The following is a 20,683-nucleotide window of genomic DNA, read 5'->3' as shown; positions in this document are numbered from 1 at the left end:
CGTCGGCGACGCGCTCCGGCCCTCGGCCGTCGACCGTGGCCCAGCAGGCGGCGCGCAACCTCTCGCGCAGACGTACGTCGCCCAGGAGCGCAGCCAGCCGGGCAACGGCGCCCTCGGGATCGGCGCCGAGCTCGGTCAGGGTGGCGATGCCGACGGCCAGCCCGTCGTCGTCCATCCGGGCGTAGGCGTCCTGCTGGTTGTCGGCGACGCAGACGAACCCGACCGCCGCGCCGAGGCAGAAGAGCTCCCAGGCCGAGGTGCCGGCGGCACTGAGCACCACGTCGGCGTCGGCGACGAGCGCGGCCAGGGCGTCGGTCGGCCCGATCACGTCGACCACCTGCCCCGGGGCAGGTGCGATGCCGGAGACCGACTCGGCCAGCTCCGGGGTGGCCGCGATGACGGTCAGCTCCACGGCGACCCCGGTCTGCGCGACCAGACGGGCGACCTGCGGTGAGACCCCGAAGGCGTCGGTGCCGCCGAAGAACGCCAGCACCCGCAGGGGCGTGTGCTCGTCGGCCGCAGTCTTGGGCGCGCTCGGCCGCTGCCTGACGATGTCCCGTCGCTGCTGGGCGTAGTCGAGCCCACCGAGATGTCTCGAGCCCTCGGGGAGCCGCCAGACCGCGGCCTCGGCGCCGAGGTTCTGGTCGAGGTACAGGTCGGCGACTCGTCCTCGTGGGTCGCCGTCGACGAGCGCCAGCAGCGGCCAGCGGTCGCGCAGGTCGGCGTAGACCGGGGCGGGGAGGAGGTAGGAGTCGACGACGACCGACGACGGGTCGAGGAGGGTGAGGACCTCGCGGACGTCGTCCGCTCCCGGCGACGCGATCTCGATGCCACGGCGGCGTACCTGCTCGGCTGCCCACGGCACCCGGTCCAGATCCGCGACCATCACGACGCGTACGCCTCGGGCGACGAGCTCTTCCCCGAGCGCCAGGCAGCGCATGACGTGCCCGATGCCGACATCGGGGCCGGCATCACACACCATGGCCACCCGACGACACTGGCCCTCCGGCGATCCCACGGACATGTCTGCGCACCCTCCCGGACTCGTCCGTTCCGGCGAACGGCACGGTGTCACCTTTTGCGCGCCAGATCGTTGGCGCACCAGATAGGCCCAGACTAGAGAGCATCCCTGTGACCGTGCCCAATTCGGACGTCCGAGAGTCCGCCGCCCCGATCAGCCATCCTCTCGACGGAGCCAGCGTCCTTGTCACCGGCGGGACGGGCTCGTTCGGAAAGGCGTTCATCCGCCACGTCCTGGACCACCTCAACCCGAGGCGCGTGATCGTCTTCTCGCGCGACGAGCTGAAGCAGTACGAGTGCCGCCAGCTGTTCGGCAACGACCCGCGACTTCGCTGGTTCATCGGCGACATCCGCGACCGCGACCGCCTCCACCGGGCGCTCCACGACGTGGACTACGTCGTCCACGCCGCGGCCCTCAAGCAGGTCGACACCGGGGAGTACAACCCCTTCGAGTTCATCAAGACCAACGTGCTGGGCTCGCAGAACGTCGTCGAGGCCTCCATCGACGCCGGCGTCAAGAAGGTCGTCGCCCTCTCGACCGACAAGGCCTCCTCGCCGATCAACCTCTACGGCGCGACCAAGCTGACCGCCGACAAGATCTTCATCCTCGGCAACAACTACGCCTCCTCCTACGACACCCGGTTCTCCGTGGTGCGCTACGGCAACGTGACCGGCTCCCGCGGTTCGATCATCCCGAAGTGGAAGGCGATGGCCGAGCGCGGCGAGCCGCTGGGGATCACCGACATGCGGTGCACGCGGTTCCTGATCACGCTGCCGCAGGCGGTGCAGATGGTGCTCGACACCTTCGAGCTCATGCAGGGCGGTGAGCTGCTCGTGCCGCACATCCCCTCCCACAAGGTCGTCGACCTGGCGAAGGCGGTCGCCCCCGACGCGAGCTTCGTCGACATCGGGCTCCGCCCGGGCGAGAAGCTCCACGAGGAGATGATCAGCCCCGAGGAGGGCCGCCGCGCGGTCAGCATCCGCGACGGCAAGTACTACGTGATCGAGCCGGAGAACCCGCAGTGGGGCTACAAGCCGATCATGGACGCCGTGCCGGTCCCCGAGGGCTTCCACTGCGCCTCCGACAAGAACGACATCTGGTACGACGCCGACGACCTCCGCAAGGTGCTGGAGTCGGGGATCTGAGCATGCTGCCCTACGGCCGCCAGTCGGTCTCCGAGGAAGACATCGAGGCAGTCACGGCGGTCCTGCGTGGTGACTGGCTCACCACCGGGCCGACGGTCGCCGCGTTCGAGGCCGCGCTCTCCGACCTGGTCGGCGGACACCGGGCGATCTCGTGCACCTCGGGCACCGCTGCCCTCCACATCGCCTACGCCGCCGCTGGGGTGGGTGCCGGCGACGAGGTAGTCACCACGCCGATGACGTTCGTCGCGACCGCGTCGGGGGCCTCGCTGCTCGGCGCGAAGGTCGTCTTCGCGGACGTCGAGGAGGACACGGCCCTTCTCGACCCGGCGGCCGTCGATGCGCTCGTCACCGACCGCACCAAGGTCGTGGCAGCCGTCGACTACGCGGGCCACCCGGCCGACTACGCCGCGCTGCAGCCGATCGCCGACCGGGTCGGCGCGCTGACCCTCGCCGACGCCGCCCACTCGATCGGCGGGTTCGCCGGCGGGCGCCCGGTCGGCGACCTGGCCGACCTGACGACGCTCTCGTTCTTCCCGACCAAGAACCTCACCACCGCCGAGGGTGGCGCCGTCGTCGCCAAGGACCCGGCGATCGCCCAGCGGGCCCACGAGTTCCACTTCGTCGGCCTGGTGCGCGACCCGGAACGGTTCCGGATCGAGGACGAGGGACCGTGGCACCAGGAGGTCCACGAGTTCGGGCTCAACTACCGGCTCACCGACCTGCAGTGCGCCTTCGGGCTCTCCCAGCTCAAGCGGCTGGCCGGGTTCAAGCAGCGACGCGCGGAGATCACCGCCCGCTACGACGCCGCGCTCGCCGGTGTCGACGGGCTGCGCCTGCCGGTCCGGCGCGACGGCGTCGACCCTGCCTGGCACCTCTACCCCGTCCGCATCCTCGAGGACCGTCGGCGCGAGGTCTTCGAGAAGATGCGGGCCTCCGGCATCGGCGTCCAGGTCAACTACATCCCGGTCTACTGGCATCCGGTCTACGCCGACCTGGGCTACCGGCGCGGGATGTGCCCCAACGCGGAGGCGTTCTACGCCGAGGAGCTCTCGCTGCCGCTGTTCCCCGACCTGACCGACGACCAGGTCGACCAGGTCGTCGAGACGCTGATCGGGATCCTGTGAAGTCGCCTGTGAAAACCGCAGTCATCACCCAGGCCCGGATGACCAGCACGCGCCTCCCCGGCAAGGTGCTGCGGGAGGCGGCGGGCGTCACGATGCTCGAGCACCACCTCACCCGCCTCACCGCGGCCGGTCTCCCGGTGATCGTCGCGACGACCACCAACGTCGACGACGATCAGGTCGAGGTGCTGGCGGACAAGCTGGGTGCCGGCGTCGTTCGCGGCAGCGAGCACGACGTGCTCTCCCGCTTCGCGCTGGCAGTGCGGGAGTTCCGGCCCGATGTCGTCGTCCGGGTGACCAGTGACTGCCCGTTGATCGACGGCGATGTCGCACGCCGCGGCGTCGACGCCTGGGTCGCCGCCGGCGACCCGGCGCTCTATGCCAGCAACGCCTTGGTGCGCACCTACCCGCGCGGCCTCGACTTCGAGGTCTTCTCCGCCGCGGCGCTGCTGGAGGCCGACCGGCTCGCGACCGAGCAGCCCCACCGCGAGCACGTCACCCCGTGGCTCTACACCGACGATGCCCGGCCCAAGCTCAACCTGCCGTGGGAGCGGGACGCCTCGGCGTACCGGATCACCCTGGACACCCCCGAGGACCTGCGGCTGCTGAGGACCCTCATCGAGGACCACGACGCGCACCGTCTCGACACCCACGGCCTCGTCGCACTGCTGGAGGACCATCCCGAGCTGGTCGAGATCAACGCTCAGATCGAGCAGAAGAAGCTCGGCCAGTGAGCCTCGGCAAGTAGGATCCGTACACACAGGGGATGTCGCACCCTCCGTCCCAGCAGCGACATCGGGAGCGTTTCATGCAGAAGACTCTGATCGTCCATTCCGGCACCTTCAAGACCGGGAGCACGGCGATCCAGACCTTCCTGGCGCGCGCGAGTCGCGAGGGGAAGCTCCCGCCCGAGGTGGCCTACCCGACGATCGGCCGGGGCGAGCACAGCATCCAGCACCAGAACCTCTACTCCCAGCTGCTCGGCGAGGTGCTCTTCTCCCCCGCCCTCGGCACGTGGGAGCAGCTCGTCGAGTCGATCGCCTCGGGCAGCGCCGAGACCACGGTGATCTCGTGCGAGTCGTTCTCCCTGCTCCAGCCCGAGCACATCAGCGCGATCGGCGAGTACGCGCGCCAGGCGGGTGCGCAGGTCCGCTGGGTCCACTACGTACGCGACCAGGCCACGTTCTACAACGCCTTCTACGTCGAGCGGCTGATGGTGATGCGGCCTGAGCACGCCGAGCTGGTCGACCTCCCCTTCGAGGACTTCCGCGAGTGGTCGCCGCTCGACATGAGCTTCCTCCACTACGGCGAGTTCGCCGACACGATCACCACGGCCATCCCGGGCGTCGACCTGCGGCTCCGCCCCTTCATCCGCAAGGAGCTGCGTGACGGCAACGCCGTCACGGACTTCTTCCACACCTGCGAGCTCCCCCTCCAGGGCAACGGGGCTGCCGCGACCAACGTCGGATCCGGCTGGCGGACCGTCGAGACCGCGCGTCACCTGGCTCCGATCGTGGCGGCTGCGCCGATGCGCGGCCGGCTCCGCGGCGCCGACTCCTGGAAGGCCACCCGGCTGAGGTGGATCCAGATGATCCGTGGCGACTTCGTCACCCTGACCACCCAGCTCGGCTGGAACAACACCAGCGCGGTCTACATGACCCCCGAGTTCCGCCAGGAGCTCCTCGACGACTACCGCGAGGACAACCTCCTCATCGGCAAGCTCGGCGGCTTCGACTTCACCGCGATGATCGAGCAGAGCACCTTCCCCGACTACAACATCGGCGACTACGCCTCCATCCCCGGTGACGAGGTCATGCAGGTCGTGAAGCTGGTCATGCAGGGCCTGCACACGATCCCGGAGGAGATCCAGCAGGAGGTCGAGGAGGCCCGCGCCCGTCGCCGGGAAGCGGCCACGCCGCGCCGCAGGTCGCTCCGCGGCCTCCTGCGCCGCTGACCGCGGCGAGTTCGGTCAGCGCAGGTCGAACACCGAGTACAGCCCGCCCTTGAAGCGCGGCTGACCGAGCACGCGGCGGATGCCGGGGAGGTCGGCGCGGTAGCGGCGGTCGACGACGAGCCAGTCGACGCCGTGTTCGTCGCGCAGGGTGGCGATCGTCGCCGGTGACGGGCGCGTGATGGCCGCGTCGTTGGCCTCGAGCAGCTCGGGGTCCCAGAAGGGCAGGTAGGCCGAGTTGTTCAGGTCGGTCGACGGCTGCCCGACCACGAGCGGGTCGATATAGGCCCAGCCCTCCACCAGCACCCGGCGTTCGGCGTACGCCGCGATCCAGAAGTTCCTGCGGTCGCAGTCGGGCACGGGCAGCCCGATGCAGTGAGCGTTGGTCGCGATCACCTCGTCCGGCTGCGAGTGCGCGCGGACGAACCGCGCGGCGGCGATCCCGCCCGGGCCGATGATGTCCGTGTCGGGAGCCCGGGACAGCGCGGGGCCGGCCACGGCGAGCGCGACCGTCTGCGGTGCGCCGGCGAGCACGACTCCCAGCATCAGCGCGACGACCGCCGGGATCGCCGCGATCGTGGCGCGCCTGGCGTACACCAGCACGAGGACGACCGCGACGGCGAGCACCAGCAGCCCGATCGCGAGCTGGGTCAGCAACGTCGGCGTGAAGACCGAGCCGGTCGCCGGCATCTTGCCGCCCACGATCAGCCTCACGGCCACGAGCGTGAGCCAGCCGAGAGCGGCGCAGCCGATGATCCGTACGACGTCGCGCCGTGACAGGTCGACGGGGAGGAGGTCCGAGAGCGCGACGGCCGTGGCCACGGCGAAGAACCCGGCGGCGCCCAGGAGGAAGTAGGCCTGGCTCAGCGCCGGGTGGCTCAGGACCATCAGTGCACCGGCACCGGCGGCCCACGGGCCGACCAGGAACACGAAGTCGGGGCGGCGCCAGCCGCCGCGCACCAGGCCGATGATCAGCGGCACGGCACCGAGGACGAACCCGACGGTGAAGCAGATCCAGATCGTCACCGGTGCGGACCCGGGGAGGGTCTCCCCCTCGGGCAGCATCAGGATGCCCAGCCGTTGGACGGTGCTTCCGTTGAGATCGATGGTCGTCGCCCGGGTGCCGCCGCCGTAGAACACCTGCTGCGCGACCAGGAAGACGGCGACGGCCGAGCCGAACAGGACCGCGAGGATGCGGACCGTCTGCTTGCGACGCAGCACGGCAGCGACGACCAGCGCGAGGAGCAGGGCGGCGATGACCGTCGGCAGGGCCGAAGACTTCGCACCGGCCACGGCGACCATCACGACCACCGTCAGCAGCCAGGGCCCCCACCGCCACCGCGAGCTTCGGATCATCTCGACCACCAGCACCATCAGGATCATCTGGAGCGGCATCACGAACGCGTGCGTCGGGCTGTAGAACGCGCGGGTGACGGAGTCGAGGGCGAGCTGCGCGGGACTGACCAGGCTCGTCCAGCCGAAGAAGTCCGGGGTGGCACCCAGGGCGAGGACGAGGGCAGCGACGACCCCGGTCCACTTCCGTCCGGTGAGACGGGTGGCCGCTGCGTACGCTCCGCCGACGGTCAGCAGGACGAGCAGCGCGATCGACAGGCTGCGCATGAGCACGATGAGCTCGATGTGGGTGACCGTCGCGGCCGACGCCAGGTGGACGTAGACCAGCCAGTGGTAGAAGAGCGGGGTGCCCTCGACCCACGGCATCTGGCCGGGAAAGTGGTGCAGCAGGTCGCCGGCGATGGCAAGGTGGAAGGGCTCGTCGACGTACGGCGCCCGCAACGCGTCGAGGGGCCGGTAGGTCCACATCTGGTTCGTGACCAGCAAGACTTGCACGCCCGCCACCGCCGCACCCGCCCACGACCACAGGCGGGCCCGTCCGACCACCACCGGCCCGACCCGTCGACGGCGCTGGACGACGACCAGCGTCACCACGAGCACCGCGACCGGATAGCCGTAGATCAGCGAGGGGAGGTCGATCGCCCGCAGCAGCACGTAGAGCGGAGCCTCGAGGACGAGCCCGAGGACGGTGCCGAGCACCAGGTCGTTGCCGAGGCCCGGTCCGGGCTTCGCGACCGCCCGCCAGACCACCGTGCCGGGGAAGGTGAGGAACGCCAGGACGTACCCGGTGAAGAGCAGGGCGTCGCCGAGAGCGACCCCGGCGAGGAGCATCGCGAGCACGAGCGTCATCGCGACGACGAGCACCCCGGGGAGCAGCCCGGACCAGGAGCCTGCCGAGAACATGCGGCCCGAGAACATGCGGTCCGACGAAGGCTTCGCGTCGCGGGCGACGCCCACGGTTGCCGGGTCTGCAGTCACGCGGGCGATCATGCCAACAAAACGCCTACATGGAGTACACCGAAGCCCCTCCGGATGCGCTATTTTCCTAGCGATGTCCCTCACCCACACCGTCTCCGTCGTCATCCCGGTCTACCGGGGCGCCGAGACGCTTCCGGACGTGGTGGGCGAGATCGTCGACCTCGCCGAGCCGTTCGTGACCCCGGACGGGCACCAGGGGCGGGTCACCGAGATCCTTCTGGTCCACGACCACGGCCCGGACACCTCCGATATCGCCATCCGGCAGCTCGCCGAGAAGTACGACATCGTCCGGCCGATCTGGCTGAGCCGTAACTTCGGCCAGCACGCCGCGACGCTCGCCGGCCTGGCCTCGTCGGGCTCGGACTGGATCGTCACGATGGACGAGGACGGCCAGCACGACCCGGCCTACATCAGGCCGATGCTGGACACCGCGCTCCGGGAGCGCGCCGCCCTCGTCTACGCTCGCCCCACCAACCCGGCGCCCCACGGTCCGCTGCGCAACCTGACCTCTCGCGGCTCGAAGGTCGTCGTCGACCGGCTCATGCCCGGCGGAAGCGCCCGGCAGTTCAACAGCTTCCGCCTGATCCTCGGCGAGTACGGCCGGAGCGTGTCCGCCTACGCCGCCAACGGGGTCTACCTCGACGTCGCGCTCAGCTGGGTGATCTCGGACGTGGCGACCTGCCCGGTCGAGCTGCGCGAGGAGGGTGAGCGGCCCTCCGGCTACAACTACCGCTCCCTGATGTCGCACTTCTGGCGGATGGTGCTCACCGGCGGCACCCGGCTGCTGCGTGCGGTCAGCGTCTGCGGGGCGCTGATCGCCACCTCCGGCATCGTCCTCGCGGTCGCGCTGGTCGTCGCTCGTCTCGCCGGCGGGGTCCCGGTCCAGGGCTGGACCTCGCTGATGGCGGCCGTGCTGGTCTGCTCCGGCGCCATCATGCTGACCCTCGGGGTGATCGCCGAATACCTCGGCGTCGCGGTCAACATGGCGATGGGCAAGCCGCTCTACGTCATCGTCAGCGACCCCGCGAACGGCCCGCTTCGCGACGAGCCGCGGCCTGGTCGCGGCGAGTGACCGGCGACCCGTCCCCGTCCAGACCGCCCACGCTCGTCGTCGGCGGGGGAGGTCTGCTGGGCCGTCACGTACGCACCGCGCTCGAGCGCTCAGGAACGCCCGTGCGGATGGTGAGCGTGCCCTGGGACGACCCGGCTGCCGCCCGGGAGGTCCTGAGATCGGAGCTCACCTCCTTCGTCGGGTCGTCGCCCGACGGCCGCATCAACATCGCCTGGTGCGCCGGCGCGGGCGTCGTGGCCACCCCGGCGGACGAGCTCGACACCGAGGTGGCGCTCTTCCGCGACGTGCTCGCCGACCTGCGCTCGGCGCTGCGGCCGACCACCCGGCTCGCGTTCTTCTTCGCGTCCTCCGCCGGTGGCGTCTACGCCGGTTCGGCCGATCCCCCGTTCACCGAGCTCTCCGAGCCTCGCCCGCTGGTGGCGTACGGCACGGCCAAGCTGGCCATGGAGGAGGCGCTGACCGCGTTCTGCACCGAGACCGGATCGGTGGCGCTCCTCGGCCGGATCACCAATCTCTACGGCCCGGGCCAGAAGCTCTCCAAGCCGCAGGGCCTCGTCTCCCAGCTGTGCCTGGCGCAGCTGCGCGGCACCCCGCTGCCGGTCTGGGTCTCGTTCGACACGATCCGGGACTACCTCTACGTCGGCGACTGCGCCGAGATGATCGTCGACGCCCTCGACGGGCTTCACGAGCACGCCCGGCGTTCGGGATCGAACACCGTCGTCAAGATCCTGGCCGCCGGCACCGGGGTGACCCTCTCGGCCGTCATCGGCGAGATCAACCGCATCTTCAGGCGGCGGGCGAGGCTGCGGATCCCGGGAGCCGGATCGCCCGGTCAGGTTCGCGACCTCCGCGTCCGAACCGTCGTGTGGCCGGAGCTCGGGCACCGGGCACGAACACCTTTCGCCGTCGGCGTGCGTCGCACCGCCGATGACATCGCTCTGGCCTACGCTGCTGGGACGTCCGCCCATCGCCATCAACATCTGCCGACCCACGTGAGCGAGGTCTCCATCCGATGACCGAACTGGGCATGCTGCTGGGCACCCGAGCTGGTGGGTCTCCCTCCATCGCGCAGGGTGACTACTGGTGGTACCGAGCGCGCACCCGCATCCTCGAGACCGTCATGAAGCCGTACGTCGGCACCCCACGTCGCCTCCTCGACGTCGGCAGCGCCGACGGGCCCAGCGTGACCTGGCTCGAGGGCACCGCCGAGCACCACGTCTCGCTGGATGTCGACCCGCGCGGCCTGGCCGCCGGCGGCGTGTGCGGCTCCGCGACCGGGCTGCCCTTCGCCGACGGCTCGTTCGATGTGGTCGCGGCCTTCGACGTCATCGAGCACTGCGAGCCGGAGGCCACCGCCCTCGCCGAGATCACGCGCGTCCTCGCCCCTGGCGGCCGCTTCCTGATGTCGGTGCCGGCGTACGACTGGGCCTGGACCAGCCACGACGACCACAACCATCACCACCGGCGCTACACCCGGCGGCGGGCGGTGGACGCGGTCAAGGCCGCCGGGCTGACGCCCGTGCGCGCGACGTACGGCTTCACGGGGACGTTTCCCATGTTCGCCGCCCAACGCCTGGTCACCCGGTTCAAAGAGCGCGGCACGACCCGTGCCCAGGAGCTTCCCAGCGGCGGCGTCGCACCGCTTCCCGAGGTGTCCCCGACGGTCGAGAAGGTCCTGCTCGGCGCCACCCGCATCGACGAGCGGCTGCTCCGCAGGATCGATCTGGCATTCGGGTCCTCGGTCCTGCTGGTCGCGGTCAAGTCCGACCCGGATCCGCGCTTACACTCAGACATGCCTCGGCGAGCGACCTGAGCGGACCGAAACGGTTCGCTAGATCTCGGAGACTGACATTTGGACACGAGCAATCACTGGTACGGACACGCACACATCCTGTCCGAATACTGCGGGTTCTCCTTCGAGGAGCCCCGCACGATCTGGGGTGTGCTCCAACACGGCTGGAACCTGCTTCACGGCTTCGGCCCCGGCCACGAGCCGCCCTACGGCTTCCCCAAGTTCGTCTGGTCCCACGCGAACCTGCGCCGTGGGCAGGCGGTCGGCTGGCGCGACTACGCCGTGATCGGCGCCCCGTGGAACTACCTGCTCGAGCTCAAGAAGGACGTCGAGCCCGTGCCCGACCCCGCCGAGCGCGAAGGCACGATCTTCTACCCGTTCCACACCTGGGACCACGGTGAGGTCAGCGGCGACCACGACCGGCTGATCGCGGAGATCAAGGACACCGAGGAAGGCCCGGTGACCGTCTGTCTGTACTGGATCGAATACGACATGCCGGAGATCCGCCGCCGCTACGAGGACGCGGGCTTCCGGGTCATCTGCCACGGCAAGCGCGGCACGCTGCGCCAGGGCACGGACAAACGCTTCCTCCACAAGCAGTACGCCGAGCAGATCCGCCACCGCCGGGTCGCCTCCAACCGCCTGACCACCGCGATCTTCTACGGCGCCTCGGTGGGTGCCGAGGTCGCGGTCTACGGCGACCCGATGACCTTCGCCGATGTCAGGGACGCGAGCGTCCGGGACGGGAACGAGCAGGCCAGACGCCTGTTTCCCGAGTTCCACGGCGTCGAGACCGACGCCGAGGAAGTACGCGCCACGACCGTGCAGGAGCTCGGGCTGGACTCCATGGCGTCGCCTGCTGAGCTGCGCGCGCTCTTCGGATGGGAGATCACTGGATGAACGACCTCGACACCGCCTCGACGACCGCGACCTACCGCGTCGTCGCCGGGGACATGTACGACTGGTCCGACATGGCCGAGGCCCGCGCCCTCCCCCGCGGACCGGTCCTGACCCGGCTCGCGGTCGCGACGGCCGACGGCGCCTCCCACCTGCTCGTCGTCGGCCCGCACGACCTCGACCTGCTGGATGCCGTCGTCGGCCGGGCCGCGACCACGACCGTCGTCCTCCGCGCACACTCGGACGCCGAGACCGTGTCCGAGCGGTACGCCGCCAGCTCCGTCGACGTCGTCTGCGGTGACCTGCGTGCCTGGACCCCGGACCGCCCGGCCGATGCCGTCCTCGCACTGGACGGTCTCGGACGGGTCGCGACGATCGACTCGGCCCCGGCGGACTGGCAGGCGATCTCCGAGCGCCTCGCCGGCCTCGCGACGCCCGCCGCTCGTCTGGCCGTGGTCGTCCCCAACCCGGGATCCCCGCTCGCGCAGCTCAGGGCCGTCACGCCCGAGGCCGCCAACGACAACGCCGACTGGTCCTTCCCGGTCCACGACCGGGCGACCCCGCGAAGCCTCGCGGACGCGAGCACGTGGTTCGGTGGCCACGGATACACGTTGTGGCCCGACGTCGACGCGCCGACCTTGGCGGCGGTTCCCGAGGCCTGCTCGATGGCGCTCGCAATCGCCCATGGCCGCCCCGCGGACACCCCCACGCTGCGCGAGGTCCAGCCGGCGCTCGGCCAGACCCTGGACACCCTCGGACCCGCGGCGGCCGCCGGCGGGTGGCTGATCACCCGGGGACTCCCCCCGGTCCCGAGCGTCATCGGTGTCGATCGCACCGGCGAGGAGACGTCCTGGACCGCTGCCGACCGCTCGTGGCTGGTCGAGGCCATGCGCGACTCGGCACGACGAGACGCGTCGGGCCTTCGCCGCCACGTACGCCTGCTGCGTGACGCCGTGGACGCCGCCCCGGAGCGGTGGTGCGGTCTTCAGGTCGACGAGATCGGTCTCGACGTGGGCGGCGTCGTGCCCGTCCACGAGTCGGCGGTGAAGCTGGCCGAGTCCGCCGAGGAGATCTTCCTGGGGCTTCTGGACGAGTTGTCGGCCTTCCTCTGCGTGGCGGGATGGCGCCACCCCTGGCCCGCCGGTCGCGGCCGGGACGAGCTCACCGTCCTGCTCGCGGCGACCGTCGACATGACGGTGACGCCGACGGACGTACGCCAGGTGCGTCGCCAGCGGGAGTCGGCGCTCTCCTCGACCGGCATGACACCCGTGGTGACACCTCGTCAGGTCACCACGGACGCCGATCCGAGCGAACGACAGAAGCTGAGGGACGAGAACGAGGCGCTGCGCGGCCAGGTCACCTGGTTCAAGCAGCAGATGCGTCAACGCCAGACGATGACCCATGAGGTCCGGATGGCGGCCCGACGCGACGTCGCAGCCCTGAACAACCGCATCAAGGAGCTCGAGGACCAGCTGAGCGCCGGCCGGGCGACCCCCCTCAGCCGGGTCGCCAAGCGGGCCTCAGCCCTGCTCAGGCGGGTCCGCGGGCGCTGCGGTCGCATCCCCGGCGTCCGGCGCGCGGCTCGCCTGCTCAGGAGGATTCGCGGCGCCCGACGCTAGACGGCTGCTGCCGGTCACGCCTCGCTGGGCGTGACCGGCGCGAGCCGCAGATGGATCTCGTCCGACCATCCGAACTCGAGCTTCGCCTGCTCGTCAGCAGCCGGCTGCGGCACCCGCTCACAGAGCTCTCGCGCCACCACGATCGGCTTGTGATCCCGCCCGTCCAGCAGCGACCACCGCGTCGTCTCGCAGGCGCCGTGGTCGACCGCGGTGCGCCGCAACGCGCCTGCCGGCACGGTGATCAGGAAGACCCCGTCCCGATCGGTCACGTCCAGGGCGACGTCGAGGGGCTTCTCCGGGGTCGGCCAGGTGCGGAGCACCGCACCGGTGGACTCCAGCCGGGGACCGTCCGGGCCGCGCAGGATCAGATCCTCGGACTGCCACCAGGCGTCGTGCACGACGGGACGGTCGGGCGTCGCGGTGAGGACGAAGGAACCGTTCGGGTCGCGGGTGGCGTTGACCGCCCGCCCCTTCATCAGGGACCGGGAGCCGAGGAAGTCCGGATGCACCGGCAGCGGAGACGTACGTCCCTTCCGGGCCAGCTTCACCCGGGTCGGCACGATCTCCTCCATGGGCATGTCCATGCCGGACTTCTCCAGGACGGCACCGACGGGCACCGTCACCCGCCACGGCGTGATGCCTCGGTCGCCTCGCTCGCCGATCGTCAACGGGTGGGTCACCACCGCGCCGCTGCGGTCGGTGAGCGTCAGCTCCGCATGCTCGGGAGGAGTGCCACGGAACGCGCCCCGGATCTCGATCTCGTCACCGAGGTCGGTGGTGTGGTCCACCCACGCGTCCGGAAGGTCGCGAACGGTGACCCCGAAGCCCCCGGGGAGGCGCCCGGGACGACACCAGCGGTTGCCGATACGCCGCCAGCCCTGCCACCGCTCCCGACCGTCTCCCGACGTCGTCACCTGGATCACGTCGCGGACGTCGCGGTTGCGGATGTCGATCATCAGCCGCCACTGGCGATCGCCCGACAGCCGCGACGGGTCGATGCTCAGCTCGAGCGTGGACCTGTCCACCTGGTCGAAGGGGATCGCCCGCGGCCGGGTGACGTGGTCGACGGCAACCCGGTCGCCGGCAGGACTCTCCAACCACACCTTGAAGCGGGTTCGCGGTGCGAGCGCGAGCGTGTTGATCCCGATGTTGACCCGCACCTCGACCCGGGAGCCGCTCCACCAGGCCTCGGTCGCCACCGCTTTGGCCTTCATGTAGGCCGGGGCCAGCCGGAAGACCGAGTCGGGGACACCGACCGAGGCGTCCTCGAAGGAGGGCAGCTTGGCGTACCAGCCGTCCTTGCGACGGGCCAGCGGCGCCTGGGTCCCGAACTCGGCGCGATACCGGGTCAGCGTCGTCAGTGCGTCTCGCTGACGACGCCTCAGCAGGTCGAACACGAGCCGCTCGAACGGTCCCTGCCGGTCGAGGATCGCCTCGTCGATGTGCGACAGGTAGCGCGCGGCCAGGTCGAAGATCCGCCCGGACTCCTCGGCCGGGTGGTCCTCGATCGACCGGGCCAGCACCTGCACGTCGGTCGCGGTGAGGTGCGACTTCACCAGGTCGGACAGATAGGGCGCGTGCTCGTCGACCATCGCGAAGAGCATCTCGGCCGAACGTACGCGGTCACCGAGGTTGTCGAGGTTCCAGTGGCTCTGCGTGATCGACGCCTCGCCACCGTCGCGGTGGCGCCAGTAGTAGACCGGGTCGGCGAGGACGTCGACCTGCCGGGCGCGGATGTGTGCGGCGAGAGCGACCGGGTAGTCCTCGTAGAGCATGTCCGGGTAGCTGAGACCGGCGGAGTCCCAGAAGTCACGCCGGTAGACCTTGTTCCAGATGTAGCGGTCGATGCCCAGGATGTGGGTGCGGCTGCAGTGGGTGGCCATGCGCGTGGTGACGAACGGCCGGCGGTGGGACCACGACTGCCAGACCGACACCGAGTCGAATCGCCGGGCGTTGCCGGCCACGAAGTCGGACCCCGTGGTCGCCAGCGTGTCGGTCATGAGCTGGTAGGCGTACTCCGGGACGTAGTCGTCGGCGTCGACGAACGCGAGCAGGTCGCCCTTGCTCTCCTGGACCCCGATGTTCCGGGCGACGCCGACCCCGACCTTCTCCGAGGAGACCACGCGGAAGCGGGAGTCGTAGGACGCGAACCGATCGGCGACGTACGCAGACCCGTCGGTGGAGGCGTCGTCGACCATGACCACCTCGAAATCCGAGAAGGTCTGGGCACGGAGCGACTCCAGGCACGTCTGCAGGAAGGGCTCCACGTTGTGAAACGGGATCACGATGCTCAGAGCGGGGTGCGGCACAACCTCACCTTATGTGGCTCGGTCCTCGAGCCTCCGCAACCGCTCTTCGAAACGCGTGGCCGCGGTGATACGCGCACGCACCTGCTCCTGCTGACGCTGGATCTCGGCCCAGATCGAGGCGGTGTCGACGTGCCCGTCCGACGGGTTCCCGTTGGCGACGTGGTGGCCACGCTCGACGGCGTCGCGCAGGGTCTCCAGGCGCGCCTCGAGAGCCGCGACCTGCGGGCTGACCCGAGCGAGCTCACGCTCGAGGTCACCGATGCGGACCCGCTGCCGGTCGGTGATCGCGCGCAGCTCCTCGATGATGGCTCGGGCCTCGTCGGAGTCGGCAGCGGACCGGACCGTTCTGATGAACTTCCCGCGCAGTCGGTTCATCGCCATAGAGATACCCGATCCTCCTTGAGCCACTCAGCCATGAGACGCGCCTCGGCCTCGATCCGGTGCTCCGGCGCCACGGGTGAAGACCCGCCGACCTGATAGGTCCACTCCGTCTGTCCGGGGTGGTCGACGAACGAGAACCCGGACAGCAGGACGTCGGACTCCGGGAACAGGCTGACTGCCAGCCAGGCGGCGGTGAAGCCCGTCGTCGGTGCCAGCTTCTCGGCCCTCCAGGGGATGTCCAGCTCGTCCCCGATGCGGGTGAGCACCTCCGCGTTGGGGAGAGGTACGAAGCCCAGATCGGGCGGCCACGACATCGGCCACACCTCGAGGCGGCCGTGGAAGCGCATCGGCTCGGCGAGGAGATAGAGACGCTCGCGGTAGCGGTCGAAGGTGAACCGCGTCGGGCGGGTGACCCGGTTCCAGACCACCACGTCGGCCCGCGAGCCCTGAACCCGCGGCTCACCCGGGACGTCGAGCACGAAGCTGTTGACGCGGATCACCAGATCAGCGTCGTCGATCGCCTGCGCACGGTCGTCGCTGGGCGCCAGTGGGGCGTTACCCAGCACCGCGACCGATCGAACCGGCGACCTCTTCGCGTACGCCGCCATCAGGTCGCGCAGGCAGACGAGGCCTTCGGGGACCGTGACTGCCTGATCGACAATCAACGTCACCGGCTTCCCCTTTCAGACGGCCCCTTGCGCAGTGTCGCCACAGATCGCGAGGCCGTGACCGGCTCGTTACCCACGCGGAGAAATTATCATGGGGACACCGGTACAGCAGTTACCTCCGCAGGTATCCAGTTGGTGTCCGTCGCATGAAATCACGCATGCCGAAGCAAACGCACGCGATGCTGTTGGAGTTCTGTTCACCTCTCCAACAACCGGCGGTCGACTTCCACGGTCAGGCGGACTGGGCCCCAGTCCAGCTGGTGCGCTCTGCCTCCAGCTCCGCGCGTACGGCATCCAGCTCGGACTCCAGCTCGGCGACCCGGATCGCCGCCTCGGCGGCATCGGCCTCGACCGCTTGGAGCCTGGCCTCGAGCTGCTCGCCGCGGAGCTCGGCCTGAGCTGCCCGGCGGGCCTCCTCGCCACGACGGCGGACGGCCTCGGCAGCACGCTGGTGAGCGGCGGCCAGGGCAGCCTCGAGCTCCTCGACGGCCTGGACGCGATCGGCGAGCTTGGCGTCCATGTGCGCGCGGAACTCGGCGTTCTCCTCGGCGCGCTTCTCCGACTCGACACGGTAGGCCTGGGCCTGCTCAGCGCGGTCACGCGCCCAGTCGCGGCGGGTCTGGAGAAGCTCGGAGTGGGTGATCTTGGTAGCGGCAGCGCCACAGGCGAGCCCGAGAACGGCCGCGAGCACGACGACCAGCCAGGACCCGGAGGCCACCGCGGCGGTGATCGTGATGGCGGCCAGCGCCAGCAGGGCTACAGCAACCGTCAGGCGTGTGCTGCGCTGACGCCTGCGTGTGACTGAAGTTGCGGATGGGGATGGCATGCTTCCACGGTACGGCTAGTTTTCATCCCGTTTGCGGACCCGGCACGCGTGTTCGAGGAGTCGCGAGGCGATCACGATCGCGACACCGGCCACCGCTGCGAGCGTCGAGCGCACCAGTCGCTCGCCCGCAGCCGTGGTGGCGTCGTAGCCCAGCCAGCTCACCGCGTAGCCGAGATAGCCGCCGGCGAGGAGGGCACCGACCAAGGTGCAGGCGCGGGCCAGCACCAGCCGGTTGACCGCCTGATGAGCCTCGATCCGCTCGCCGCGTACCTGTAGCTGGCGGTGGGTGACCCAGGCGGTCACGCCCAGGGCACCCGCGATCAGCAGCAGCACCAGCGGCTGCGCCCAAGTGACGACCGGAGCGACTCCGCGCCAGCTCTCCAGGACAGGATGAGCCAGCCAGCCGCCGACGATCCCGATCACGGCCCATGCCGTGATCGCTCCGCCCGACATCGGGCGGAGCCGGCGCTCGTCGTCGGCGCGATCCTTCTCAGGACCCTGGTCGGGGTCCTCCGGTGCTGTGCTCAGTTCCGGGCTCAGATCCGGCTCAGAGCTCGAGGACGAGGTCGTCGCGGCGGGTGATGCCGGACTGGTCGGTCTGCTCCAGCAGCTCCGAGATCGGACCGACGCCCGGGAGGTCGGCGCCGGGCTCCAGGTCGAGCCACGGCTTGAGCACGAAGGCGCGCTGGTGGGCACGCGGGTGCGGCAGGGTCAGCGACTCCTCGTGGAGGATCTTGTCGCCGACCGAGATGACGTCGATGTCGAGCGTACGCGGCTCGTTGAAGATGCCGCTGCGCGAGCGTCCGTAGGCGTCCTCGATGGTGAGCGCCCGGTCGAGCAGGCGCGCCGGAGTGAGGGTGGTGTCGGCCAGGACGATGGCGTTGAGGTAGAGCTCAGCACCTTCGGGCGAGTCCACGGGCTCGGTCTCATACACCGGCGAGATCGTCGTCACCCAGACGTCCGGGGTCTCGGCGAGGGTGTTCAACGCGTCCTGCAAGTTGGCCAATCGGTCCCCGAGGTTGGAGCCCAACGACAGCACCGCCCGTCGGATCGGCCGCATCTCCCCGGTGAGCGTGTCGGCGTCGATGATGTACGGGTTGGGTACCTCTGTCACGTGCTCTGCCTCCGGGTGATCGTCAGGGTGACGTCTTTGAACGTCGCTTCGATAGGCGCCCCCGGTTTGTGAACCGTAACACGTACCCAAAGTGCGCGGATGTCTGCAAGGCAAATGTCCGCGATCCGCTGGGCAAGCGTTTCGATGAGGTCCACCGGGTCGCGCTCAACAGTAGTTTTGACCGCCGTTGCGAGACTTCCGTAATCCACGGTGTCTTGCAAGTCGTCCGTCGCCGCGGCCGTGCGGGTGTCGGTGCCGATGACCAGGTCGATGATGAACTTCTGCCCCTCACGGCGCTCGAAATCGAACACTCCGTGGTGGCCGTAGCACTCCAGACCGAGGATCTGGATTTCGTCGACAGGTTCCTCAATGTTCATCCAACGATCCCCTCATTCGGTCATCCCCAGCCTCGCTGCCGCCGCAAGGGCGTCCTTGGCAGCACGTACGTCATGGACACGGGTGGCCCAGACACCACGTTGCGCCAGGAAGACGGTGATCGCGTCATGGGCGCTCTCCCGCTCGGTCACCGGGCGCAGCGTGCCGTCAGGAGCGGCCAGCAGGCGGCCGAGGAAGGTCTTCCGGCTGGCCCCGATGAGCACCGGGAAACCGAGCTTGTGGAACTCCTCCACATCAGCCAGCAGCCGCCAGTTGTCGTCGGCCGTCTTCGAGAACCCCAGCCCCGGGTCGATCACGATGTTGTCGTCCTGGATCCCCGCGGCCCGGGCCGCCTCGATCCGCTGCTCCAGCTCCTGCTTCACCGTCGCGACCACGCCGTCGGCGTAGACGAGGTGGTCTTCGTGCTGCATCTCCGCGCCGTGCGCGCGCCAGTGCATCACGACGTACGTCGCATCGTGCTCGGCCGCGACCTTCAGGATCGCTGGGTCGGCCAGGCCGCCCGAGACGTCGTTGATGATCTTGGCACCGGCCTTCAGTGCCGCTTCCGCGACCTCGGGACGCATCGTGTCGACCGAGAGTGTCGCCCCCTCCTCGGCCAGCGTCTCGATGACCGGCACCACCCGGGCCAGCTCGTCGGCCACCAGCGGCCGGGTCGCCCCGGGCCGGGTCGACTCGCCGCCGATGTCGAGCAGGTCCGCTCCCTGCACCAGGAGCGCGTGGCCGTGCGCCACCGCGTCATCGGTCGCGAAGAACCGTCCGCCGTCGCTGAACGAGTCGGGCGTGACGTTGACGATCCCCATGACCTTCACAGGGACGACCCTACCGAGCCGCGCTCTGTCCGATCCGGTCCGGCCAGCGCCTGACCAGCTCGGCGCGCAGCTGCGTCCCGTCGATTCGCCAGCGGACCTCGGCGCGGATCGCGAGCGCGAGCAGCGCGATCCCGATCGCCACGCCGCCGGCGCCGGTGACCACGTGGTCGTCGAAGACCGGCTGACTGTCTTCATAGACCCGGGCGAGCACCCCGACGTCGAACAGGCCGAGCATGAGCGCGGCCAGTCCGATTCCGAGCGGGATCATGGCGACCAGGGCGAGGGTGCGGCTGAGCAGGGACGCCGCCTGGCCGACGTAGTGACGCATGATCGGCTTCGCCGGACGGCCACAGTCCGGGTCTCGTACGCAGGTCGCAAGCCAAGCACGCTGAGTCCGGCGGATCCTGTGCTCAGAGGCAGCGGACAACACGATCCCGATGACCAGGACGAGCACGACGATCATCATCACGGACCAGGCCGTGGGCTCGACCGGGTCGGTGCGATGGAAGACCTCGGGAACCCGGCTGGGGCGTCCTGGCGTCGATCTCTCGCCCAGGCTCCCCAGTGCGAAGGTGAGCACGATCACCACGAACCACAGAGCGTGGCGTCGGCTCCGGACGGACCGGAGGGCACGAGCGACCGGGGCGACCGGCGCCTCGGGCTCGCCGTCGGAGGCCCCGTCGACACCCTTCTCGGCCTCGGTCCTCTGGTGCGTGGGGTCGTCGATCCAGCGCCGGAGACGCTTCAGGATCGCCAGTCCGACTACCCAGATGGCGATGATCCAGGCACTCACGGCTACCGCCCACCAGATCGCGATGCCTTCGGTTCCGGCCAGGATCGCCAGCACCAGCACGGCAATGGCACCGAAGAAGGTGGTCACCCCGATGCACACCTGAATGGCGTCGCGCGACCCGCTGATCGCGACCCGGCGCTCCTCGACCTCGGCCGCGTTCCCATCCGGCACAGCGGCCAACCTGAGCGTCTCGATGGTCTCGAGGGCGCCCGCGACCATCGTGAGCACATAGCCACCGCCGACGGCGAGCACGACCGCAACCATCGCCGCCATCCGCCCCCACGGACCGAACGCCTCCTCGACGCCGATACCAGAGGGGCCACTGAGGGCGACGCCGAGCAGCCACACCAGTCCGAGTCCGGGGGCGCACCACGCCAGCGTCGCACCGACACTGTCTCGAATCGCCTTGGTCCGTTGAGTGGTGTCCAGCGACATCGA

General features: G+C 69.9%; 20 protein-coding genes. 9 read left to right on the top strand and 11 right to left on the bottom strand.

The window, feature by feature from the left end:
- Positions 1-1,024 (bottom strand): spore coat protein (locus ACFVJS_RS07910; protein ID WP_378878374.1); only part of this gene is annotated, 1,024 nt, incomplete at its 3' end.
- A 107-nt stretch (positions 1,025-1,131) separates the two neighbouring features.
- Between ACFVJS_RS07910 and pseB the strand changes: the two genes are divergently transcribed.
- The 4 genes from pseB (at position 1,132) to ACFVJS_RS07890 (ending at position 5,241) form a co-directional block, all read left to right on the top strand.
- Complete coding sequence (gene pseB / locus ACFVJS_RS07905; protein WP_378878373.1) at positions 1,132-2,166, top strand: UDP-N-acetylglucosamine 4,6-dehydratase (inverting); 1,035 nt, start codon at positions 1,132-1,134, stop codon at positions 2,164-2,166.
- 2 nt (positions 2,167-2,168) lie between these two features.
- The gene (locus ACFVJS_RS07900; RefSeq protein WP_378878372.1) at positions 2,169-3,290 is read left to right on the top strand and encodes a DegT/DnrJ/EryC1/StrS family aminotransferase; all 1,122 of its coding nucleotides are present in this window, start codon (positions 2,169-2,171) and stop codon (positions 3,288-3,290) included.
- Positions 3,291-3,298: 8 nt separating this feature from the next.
- Positions 3,299-4,021, top strand: coding sequence for a cytidylyltransferase domain-containing protein (locus tag ACFVJS_RS07895; protein WP_378878371.1), 723 nt, complete (start codon positions 3,299-3,301; stop codon positions 4,019-4,021).
- Positions 4,022-4,095: 74 nt separating this feature from the next.
- Positions 4,096-5,241, top strand: coding sequence for a hypothetical protein (locus tag ACFVJS_RS07890; RefSeq protein WP_378878370.1), 1,146 nt, complete (start codon positions 4,096-4,098; stop codon positions 5,239-5,241).
- Between the two features lie 15 nt (positions 5,242-5,256).
- Here the strand turns inward: ACFVJS_RS07890 and ACFVJS_RS07885 are convergent, their stop codons facing one another.
- Positions 5,257-7,569 (bottom strand): hypothetical protein, encoded by a 2,313-nt coding sequence (locus ACFVJS_RS07885; protein ID WP_378878369.1) that lies wholly within the window; start codon positions 7,567-7,569, stop codon positions 5,257-5,259.
- A gap of 73 nt (positions 7,570-7,642) precedes the next feature.
- On the opposite strand from ACFVJS_RS07885, the gene ACFVJS_RS07880 reads away from it, so the two are divergent.
- Genes ACFVJS_RS07880 through ACFVJS_RS07860 form a run of 5 tightly spaced genes read left to right on the top strand, consistent with a single transcriptional unit; the run spans position 7,643 to position 12,949 of the window.
- Positions 7,643-8,641: a glycosyltransferase gene (locus ACFVJS_RS07880; RefSeq protein WP_378878368.1), complete on the top strand. Its 999-nt coding sequence runs from the start codon at positions 7,643-7,645 to the stop codon at positions 8,639-8,641.
- A complete protein-coding gene (locus ACFVJS_RS07875; RefSeq protein WP_378878367.1) occupies positions 8,638-9,657 on the top strand; it encodes an NAD-dependent epimerase/dehydratase family protein in 1,020 nt (339 codons plus the stop codon). The genes ACFVJS_RS07880 and ACFVJS_RS07875 overlap by 4 nt, the downstream gene beginning before the upstream one ends.
- Positions 9,654-10,454: a class I SAM-dependent methyltransferase gene (locus ACFVJS_RS07870; protein WP_378878366.1), complete on the top strand. Its 801-nt coding sequence runs from the start codon at positions 9,654-9,656 to the stop codon at positions 10,452-10,454. Before ACFVJS_RS07875 ends, ACFVJS_RS07870 begins: the two co-directional genes overlap by 4 nt.
- 39 nt (positions 10,455-10,493) lie before the next feature.
- Positions 10,494-11,333: a hypothetical protein gene (locus tag ACFVJS_RS07865; protein ID WP_378878365.1), complete on the top strand. Its 840-nt coding sequence runs from the start codon at positions 10,494-10,496 to the stop codon at positions 11,331-11,333.
- Positions 11,330-12,949: a hypothetical protein gene (locus ACFVJS_RS07860; RefSeq protein ID WP_378878364.1), complete on the top strand. Its 1,620-nt coding sequence runs from the start codon at positions 11,330-11,332 to the stop codon at positions 12,947-12,949. Before ACFVJS_RS07865 ends, ACFVJS_RS07860 begins: the two co-directional genes overlap by 4 nt.
- Before the next feature lie 14 nt (positions 12,950-12,963).
- Here the strand turns inward: ACFVJS_RS07860 and ACFVJS_RS07855 are convergent, their stop codons facing one another.
- The 9 genes from ACFVJS_RS07855 to ACFVJS_RS07815 form a co-directional block, all read right to left on the bottom strand.
- A complete protein-coding gene (locus ACFVJS_RS07855; RefSeq protein ID WP_378878363.1) occupies positions 12,964-15,258 on the bottom strand; it encodes a glycosyltransferase in 2,295 nt (764 codons plus the stop codon).
- Positions 15,259-15,267: 9 nt separating this feature from the next.
- Positions 15,268-15,639, bottom strand: coding sequence for a hypothetical protein (locus tag ACFVJS_RS07850; RefSeq protein ID WP_378878362.1), 372 nt, complete (start codon positions 15,637-15,639; stop codon positions 15,268-15,270).
- Positions 15,630-16,310: a hypothetical protein gene (locus ACFVJS_RS07845; RefSeq protein ID WP_378878361.1), complete on the bottom strand. Its 681-nt coding sequence runs from the start codon at positions 16,308-16,310 to the stop codon at positions 15,630-15,632. Before ACFVJS_RS07845 ends, ACFVJS_RS07850 begins: the two co-directional genes overlap by 10 nt.
- Positions 16,311-16,539: 229 nt before the next feature.
- On the bottom strand, positions 16,540-17,133 hold the full coding sequence (locus ACFVJS_RS07840) for a hypothetical protein (RefSeq protein ID WP_378878360.1): 594 nt from the start codon (positions 17,131-17,133) through the stop codon (positions 16,540-16,542).
- Between the two features lie 15 nt (positions 17,134-17,148).
- Positions 17,149-17,586, bottom strand: a complete 438-nt coding sequence (locus ACFVJS_RS07835) for a DUF3180 domain-containing protein (RefSeq protein ID WP_378878359.1) — start codon at positions 17,584-17,586, stop codon at positions 17,149-17,151.
- 94 nt (positions 17,587-17,680) lie between these two features.
- A complete protein-coding gene (gene folK, locus ACFVJS_RS07830) occupies positions 17,681-18,247 on the bottom strand; it encodes a 2-amino-4-hydroxy-6-hydroxymethyldihydropteridine diphosphokinase (RefSeq protein WP_378878358.1) in 567 nt (188 codons plus the stop codon).
- Positions 18,244-18,624, bottom strand: a complete 381-nt coding sequence (gene folB, locus ACFVJS_RS07825; protein WP_378878357.1) for a dihydroneopterin aldolase — start codon at positions 18,622-18,624, stop codon at positions 18,244-18,246. Before folB ends, folK begins: the two co-directional genes overlap by 4 nt.
- 12 nt (positions 18,625-18,636) lie before the next feature.
- Positions 18,637-19,443 carry a dihydropteroate synthase gene (gene folP / locus ACFVJS_RS07820; RefSeq protein ID WP_378878375.1) on the bottom strand — a complete coding sequence of 269 codons (807 nt, stop codon included), beginning with the start codon at positions 19,441-19,443 and terminating at the stop codon, positions 18,637-18,639.
- Between the two features lie 19 nt (positions 19,444-19,462).
- Entirely contained in the window at positions 19,463-20,680 is a 1,218-nt protein-coding gene (locus ACFVJS_RS07815; RefSeq protein ID WP_378878356.1) for a hypothetical protein, read from the bottom strand.
- Positions 20,681-20,683 lie beyond the last annotated feature (3 nt).

Origin of the sequence: Nocardioides sp. NPDC057772 (genome assembly GCF_042798075.1) — a bacterium.
In the GTDB taxonomy this organism is placed as follows: Bacteria; Actinomycetota; Actinomycetes; order Propionibacteriales; family Nocardioidaceae; genus Nocardioides.
Note: the sequence above shows the minus strand (reverse complement) of the source record. Positions and strands in the feature narration are given on the sequence as shown.

Coding starts and splice junctions, on each gene's coding strand:
- folB (WP_378878357.1), bottom strand. CDS start 18,624: ATGAACATTGAGGAACCTGTCGACGAAATCCAGATCCTCGGTCTGGAG.
- folP (WP_378878375.1), bottom strand. CDS start 19,443: ATGGGGATCGTCAACGTCACGCCCGACTCGTTCAGCGACGGCGGACGG.
- ACFVJS_RS07835 (WP_378878359.1), bottom strand. CDS start 17,586: ATGTCGGGCGGAGCGATCACGGCATGGGCCGTGATCGGGATCGTCGGC.
- ACFVJS_RS07890 (WP_378878370.1), top strand. CDS start 4,096: ATGCAGAAGACTCTGATCGTCCATTCCGGCACCTTCAAGACCGGGAGC.
- ACFVJS_RS07840 (WP_378878360.1), bottom strand. CDS start 17,133: ATGCCATCCCCATCCGCAACTTCAGTCACACGCAGGCGTCAGCGCAGC.
- ACFVJS_RS07815 (WP_378878356.1), bottom strand. CDS start 20,680: ATGTCGCTGGACACCACTCAACGGACCAAGGCGATTCGAGACAGTGTC.
- ACFVJS_RS07860 (WP_378878364.1), top strand. CDS start 11,330: ATGAACGACCTCGACACCGCCTCGACGACCGCGACCTACCGCGTCGTC.
- ACFVJS_RS07870 (WP_378878366.1), top strand. CDS start 9,654: ATGACCGAACTGGGCATGCTGCTGGGCACCCGAGCTGGTGGGTCTCCC.
- ACFVJS_RS07850 (WP_378878362.1), bottom strand. CDS start 15,639: ATGGCGATGAACCGACTGCGCGGGAAGTTCATCAGAACGGTCCGGTCC.
- ACFVJS_RS07900 (WP_378878372.1), top strand. CDS start 2,169: ATGCTGCCCTACGGCCGCCAGTCGGTCTCCGAGGAAGACATCGAGGCA.
- ACFVJS_RS07880 (WP_378878368.1), top strand. CDS start 7,643: ATGTCCCTCACCCACACCGTCTCCGTCGTCATCCCGGTCTACCGGGGC.